At 32.9% G+C, this 6,048-nt stretch carries 5 protein-coding genes and 1 pseudogene; 1 reads left to right on the top strand and 5 read right to left on the bottom strand.

Annotation, left to right across the window (positions count from 1 at the left end; all coding sequences use genetic code 11):
- Nucleotides 1-355: pseudogene (locus tag X925_RS04950) on the bottom strand (hypothetical protein); the annotation flags it as partial.
- Nucleotides 356-861: 506 nt separating this feature from the next.
- On the opposite strand from X925_RS04950, the gene X925_RS04945 reads away from it, so the two are divergent.
- A complete protein-coding gene (locus tag X925_RS04945) occupies nucleotides 862-1,722 on the top strand; it encodes a PIN domain-containing protein (RefSeq protein ID WP_121959310.1) in 861 nt (286 codons plus the stop codon).
- A gap of 196 nt (nucleotides 1,723-1,918) precedes the next feature.
- On the opposite strand, the gene X925_RS04940 is transcribed toward X925_RS04945, so the two are convergent.
- The 4 genes from X925_RS04940 to X925_RS04925 all read right to left on the bottom strand — a co-directional run bounded on the left by X925_RS04940 (nucleotide 1,919) and on the right by X925_RS04925 (nucleotide 6,042).
- Nucleotides 1,919-3,016: a hypothetical protein gene (locus tag X925_RS04940; protein WP_121959309.1), complete on the bottom strand. Its 1,098-nt coding sequence runs from the start codon at nucleotides 3,014-3,016 to the stop codon at nucleotides 1,919-1,921.
- A 231-nt stretch (nucleotides 3,017-3,247) separates the two neighbouring features.
- Nucleotides 3,248-5,035, bottom strand: coding sequence for a DUF4209 domain-containing protein (locus X925_RS04935; protein WP_121959308.1), 1,788 nt, complete (start codon nucleotides 5,033-5,035; stop codon nucleotides 3,248-3,250).
- Between the two features lie 142 nt (nucleotides 5,036-5,177).
- Complete coding sequence (locus X925_RS10610; RefSeq protein WP_121959307.1) at nucleotides 5,178-5,324, bottom strand: helix-turn-helix domain-containing protein; 147 nt, start codon at nucleotides 5,322-5,324, stop codon at nucleotides 5,178-5,180.
- Nucleotides 5,317-6,042, bottom strand: a complete 726-nt coding sequence (locus X925_RS04925; protein ID WP_121959306.1) for a hypothetical protein — start codon at nucleotides 6,040-6,042, stop codon at nucleotides 5,317-5,319. The genes X925_RS10610 and X925_RS04925 overlap by 8 nt, the downstream gene beginning before the upstream one ends.
- Between the last annotated feature and the right edge of the window lie 6 nt (nucleotides 6,043-6,048).

Raw genomic sequence — 6,048 nt, 5'->3', positions numbered from 1 at the left:
CTTCTTTTTGATTGATACCAAGTTTCTCTTCTATCTTCCTTGCTTGATAGGTGAAGGAAGAATAACTTCCTTTGTATCCTTCTTCACGGATGAGTTCGTATATACGCCTTTTGGTTAACTTCTGGTTCTTGGGTTGCTTTGAATTGTACTCTAACAAATGTTTGATACGTTTTTCAAAATCACCATTTACTGGTTTATCTCTATCAGCGTTCATATGATACTTCTGTTCTGGGTTCTTGATAGCTCTTTTGACCGTCGCTCTGTGTATCCCCATTTCTTTTGCTATCTCTCTTTGACTTTTGTGTTTGTTAAAATACAAAAATCTTATATAATTGTATTGTATCTTCCCTATCACCTTTCTTTCCTCCTGTACAGTTTTTTGCCAAATTTATTATACAGGATTTGTGCGATAGGGTGGTAAACTTTTCGTTTAGTAAGCACACCCGTATGAGGAATTCATAGAGAAACTGAAACTACAGGACCAAAACGAGGAAATTTGAGGATTAGAAGGTGGCAAAGCGTAAGTCTAAAACACTTATAAACAAAGAAAAAAGAAGGCATGTAGTGACACTTTTGAAAAACAGAGAAAGCAAAAAACGCTTTTTTTCAATTATTCATGTCTGTTTTAGGATTCTTACGTTTTTGTAACTGTCAAACTCAGGAAAATATTTAAGATTCTCACCAAGAGAGCTACATAAGTTTTATGATATGATATGCTACGGTAGATTCAAAAAAACAAATTAGGAGAGTGAGTTGTATGTATCTCTTTATAGACACAAATATTTTTCTGTCTTTTTATCATTTCACCAAAGAAGACTTAGAGGAACTAAAAAAACTTGGTGTTCTGCTTGAGCAGAAGAGGTGATACTATACTTACCAGAACAAGTTGTAGATGAGTTTCGGCGCAACAGAGAAAACAGAATAATGGACGCATTGAAGCAGTTACAGGAACCTAAACTAAAGCCCCAGTTTCCACAACTTTGTAAAGACTATGAGCAATATCCAACCCTGAAACAACTCCTGGAAGAATGTGAGAAGCAACGTTCCACCTTAGTGGATAAGATCATGAAAGATGTTGCGAAACAGACGCTGAAAGCAGATGTGACTATAAAGAACTTATTTGAAAAAGCAAAACGGATTTCTATCGATGATAATCTGGTGGATAAGGCGCGTGTGCGTATGAAGGTAGGCAATCCCCCTGGGAAGGGTGGCTCTCTAGGAGATGCGATTAACTGGGAAGCGCTACTTAAGAATGTCCCGGTTGGCGAAAACCTTCATTTCATAACCGACGATAAGGATTACCGTTCAATCGTAGACCGAAACAATTTTATGGAATTTCTTAGTCAAGAATGGACTGAAAAAAAGAGATCACAGATAGTGTACTACGAGAGACTCTCCTTATTCTTCCAAGAGCACTTTCCAAATATCAAGCTTGCGAGTGAGCTTGAAAAGGAATCACTTATAGGTGATTTAGCTGCGAGTAGGTCATTTGCACAAACTCATACATTGGTCAAGAAGCTATCAAACTATAACGATTTTACTTCGGAACAACTTAATGAAATCGTGGAAGCTGCTATTTCAAATAATCAAATCTACTGGATAATTAAAGATCCTGATGTGTATGAGTTTTTTTCATCTATAATCCAAGGGCATGAGGATCAAATTGACAAAGACAATCTCAATATGCTAATGCAAGAACTACAAAACGAGTACCTAGAATAACTTTCCATGTTTTAGTAAAAAGGAGATTAAATTACATTCAGACTAAGCATTGTACTCGCTTAAGGTAGCGTTTTTCCAACCTCCTTTACTTTGTGGTCAGCTTTTCCGCACGCTAAGTCTTTTCTTTTTTAAGTACAGCGTTGTATATATGAGGGGAACAAAGTGAACTTTTGATTTACTTTTAGGTAACGCAACATCAATATTTATCATCATAAAACCACCATGGATAAAATCGGTGGGATCTCGTAGGCAGGAATGGGGGAACTACTATATCGCCATTAACATAAGTTGCAAATGACATTCTAGATATATCCTTAAACCCTCGCTTTATGCGAGAATGTAATTTACTGCCATTTGAAGTGATAGAATAAATGCATTCAATATTTTTTAAACTCTTGTTCCAATGTGTGCCATGATGTGGTGTTATAAACACATAAAACCTCTTTTTACCGACTGATTCCAAATAATTTACTACTTTTCTTATTTCGAAATTCTCCAGATCCCCTAAAAACAATACCCCGTTGTCCCCAAATAAAGCGAGGCTTAAATGATTTGCTGCTTTTCTAAGAGAGTCATCTGCATTCTTGACAACATCGGGAAGCTTTTTCTCTTTATATTCGCTATTCACCAACTTACTGGGATCGTCTCTTTCTCCCGAGTAACTTCGTTGCTCCTGTTCAAAATATGCCCTAAATAAACCTTCTTTTTCTACACGTTGATACAGTTCTTTTATTTTTTCATCCGCTTCCATTGCTATATTAAAATCGTTTATCGCTTGCCGTATTACAGACAAAGCTCGTTCTTCATCAATTACTGCTGGTGGCCATAAAACCTCAAAGGATGTTCCGCCAATATTTATTACATCACCTTTAGAGACAGGTTTGTATCTAAAAGACCTTCTGGTTATTTTTGATATTGTTTTCAAAAAATCATATTCCATAATACCTGTTTCACTGCCAAAAACTCTAAGATTCATTGTTAATAGGCAAAGCATAAATTCTTCTTTTTCCCGAAACTTAGGAATTTTGGGATAATACACTTCCTTTATTTCCCAAGGTATGGGAAAATAACCAATAGAGGAAGCCAGCATAAGCCCATTGTAATGGTCCAAATGAAAGTGAGAAAGCATAAAGATGTCAGGGCTAGAAAAATGATTGTAAAATTTCATAAGACCATTTAATGCTACATCACTTCCTTGTTGGCTACCACAATCAATTTGAATTGTTTCTCCAACAGATGTGCGAAGAGCCATGCACAAACCATCTCCAACATCAGCTACATACATTGCCCTCATACCGTACCCCCCTATCTTTTATAATTTTACTCTCTTTAGAAGCTCTAAAACACCCATTACATAATGGTTTTAAAAAATAATTCTTTTCAAATAACCCTTCTACTCCCGCAACCTTATTCAGTATTTGAAACTCTTTTTTATTAATTTTCTGAAAAGCGAGTTATATTAACGTATTCTTTAACCAACATAAAAACCTACTACCATTTTCAAAATTTTCTATTTTTAAAATGTCTATTTATCCTTTTTAACGATACTATATGAAGCTAATTGTATTAAGATCAAGAGTAGTAGTTGAGCGTTTTCTTTTGTAAAATCTTCTAATGACAAAAGTCCGTGAGCAATCTCATTTCGATAATTGTCCCCTCTAATATCACTAAGAAATATCTCAATAAATTTCAAAAAGTCTTTATCTATCCCTTCTATTTGAGATAAAGTTGCTAAAATATCAGAAAGCGTTCTTTCACGCATCTCATTATTTCTGTAAGAAAATTTTGATAAAACCAGTTTCCCAAGTAAATCCCTCAGTACCCCTTCTATTTGAAATACTAAAATGTGAATAGCAGCTACATACTCCTTCTTTTCGAAAGCCCGAAGACCCTGTTGAATAATTTCTATTCTCTTTTCATCTATTATTCCAGATGATGATAAATATTGAGTCAAAGAATCAATATATTTTGGGTGTTCTTTTTCAAGTAATGTAAATATTTCATTTAATAACATAGAGGTGATTATTCGGTAACTCATTTGAAAATTTAGTATCGTGTCATATTCAAATCTTTCATCTTCTTCAGAAATATATTTAACACAAATATTTCCTTTCATTAGTGATAATTGAGCAATATGCTGAAAAACAAATTGTGTTGCCTGCTCGATTGCTTGCTGTTTTGCTTCCTCATACGAAGGAATAAGGTTTTTATCTAAACTCATTATTTTGATTATTTCTATCGTCTCACGTCCTTCATACATTCTTAAATATTCATCTATTTCCTCTTTTGGTAGTCTTACCTCTGCCGATACTATTTCATATTCTGTCTTCAATGCAGCCTCATTCGCCTCTTGTATTTTGACTTTTAATTCCTGCACCTTTTCGGGAAATTTACCTAAATCCATATATGCTTGCAGTGCTTTTTCATAAAAGATTGCGGCAACCATGTTTCCGTTGGGATAATTCACTTTTTTCCACTCAGCTTCTTCGTTAAAAGACTCAGCAATTCTGATTTTTATTTTTTGGTGTTCATCTTCATTTTTTCTAATTTGCCATATTTTTGCTAATAGCTTCAAAAAACTTCTCTGTAAATGAAAACTATCTGGAATATTTAGAACATAATCAGTAATAGCAGCTTCTATTATTGAAATAAGATATTCGTAATCTATTTGATCTCCTATCTTTCTTTCCCGATTCAAAATTGACTCAATTATTTCAAGCAAGTATCGAAATCTTCTTTTTTCTACCAATTGTTTTATGAATTCGTAATGCTTTTTCAAACTTTCATCTATTAAGCTCTGGTCTTTTATCATTGAAGAGATTGCTAAGGCTCTATCCAGGGAGTCAGCGAGTTCATGATCCCATTCGTTAGTAAAATAAATTGGGCAACAATCAAGATAGGCGCTTACAGCCAAACGAGCACAATCAGCATCTCTATCACGTTCCCATATAACATCACTATATCTAGCTTTTAATATAGGATTATTAGTAACATTCGCCCTGTTTTTATAGTACTCAATAGCTTCTTTGGGGAAATGCTTTTCTAAATCAGGATATTTCCATTCTTCTCCCTTATCAGTAGTTCCACTCATCATGGAATCAAATCTTTTTTTTGGAGAGTTATGTGTAGAAAGATCGAAAATCAATATTTCTTTCCTTAAATCTTCAAGTTTATCTTTCTCACCACTTTCCTCATATTTTTCAAATGCAACTTTATAAATATAAGAACGATTCCATCGAAAGTCAGAAGTATTCGTTTCAGACAAATTGATTAATTCTTCAGGATCCAATTTTCTCATCTCTGATTCTATCATTTTATAAACCTCCTTTAGTTTGACAATCCAAACAATATCCCCCCTGTTTTCCCTATCTTACATGCTTGTATTCCTATCGCCATACTATGTCTCTACCTTTGCTTCCTTTGTCTTCCTTTTTGATTGATACCAACTTCCTCTTCTATCTTCCTTGCTTGATAGCTCTTTTAATCGTTGCTCTGTGTATCCCCATTTCTTTTGCTATCGCTCTTTGACTTTTGTGTTTGTTAAAATACAAAAATCGTAAAATTCTTTTTTCAAATCGTCTGCTTTTTAATTTTTTAATCATTGCTTTTATCTATATTTTTTATTCTTTCTAATTCTTTATCATGCTCGTCTCTTAGAGAATATCTATCTTCCCCTTTCTTTGTTAATCTATTATATAGCACATCAAAAGGATTATTTGGATTATGTATAAATAGGCTATATGTATTATCCAACTCAGGTAAATATGTTTCTTCATTTTCTATTATTCTATAAAGAATATCATGATCGATAATTTTTAAAGATTTGTATGGATGACATTCTTTCAGTTTTCTAACTTCACCATGATATTCTCTAGAAAATAAAGTATTATCTGAAGCTAAATATAAAAAAAACGCTGATGTCAAAAAAAAGTCATTTACACTATAATTTTTTGGCAAAATAAAAAAATCAATCCTAGAAAAAACATCTTTTTTTACATTAATTATATTGTCCTTGGGTATTTCATCTTGAATTTTTTGGAATTTTATTGAATTATCAAAAAAATTTTTAGGAATATATAAGCTACAAATTGGAAATGGAAACAATTTATCGTTTTTAATTTTACCCTTATGTCTTATTTCTAAATCTTTTTGATTTTTTTGGTTTTTGAGATTTATAACTGGCATTTTTATATTTCCATTTTGATTATAACTAAATCCATGCCAAGATACCTTATAAATCGATTTTTTGAACTTTTCTTTGTGATTATCTCTTTGAAAATACAAACTATCAAAAGGATGATTTTTGATTCCATCCATCATTATATC

Origin of the sequence: Petrotoga sp. 9T1HF07.CasAA.8.2, from assembly GCF_002895585.1 — a bacterium.
In the GTDB taxonomy this organism is placed as follows: Bacteria; Thermotogota; Thermotogae; order Petrotogales; family Petrotogaceae; genus Petrotoga; species Petrotoga mobilis.
The sequence above is the reverse complement of the archived record's forward strand: the minus strand, read 5'-3'. Positions and strand labels throughout refer to the sequence as shown.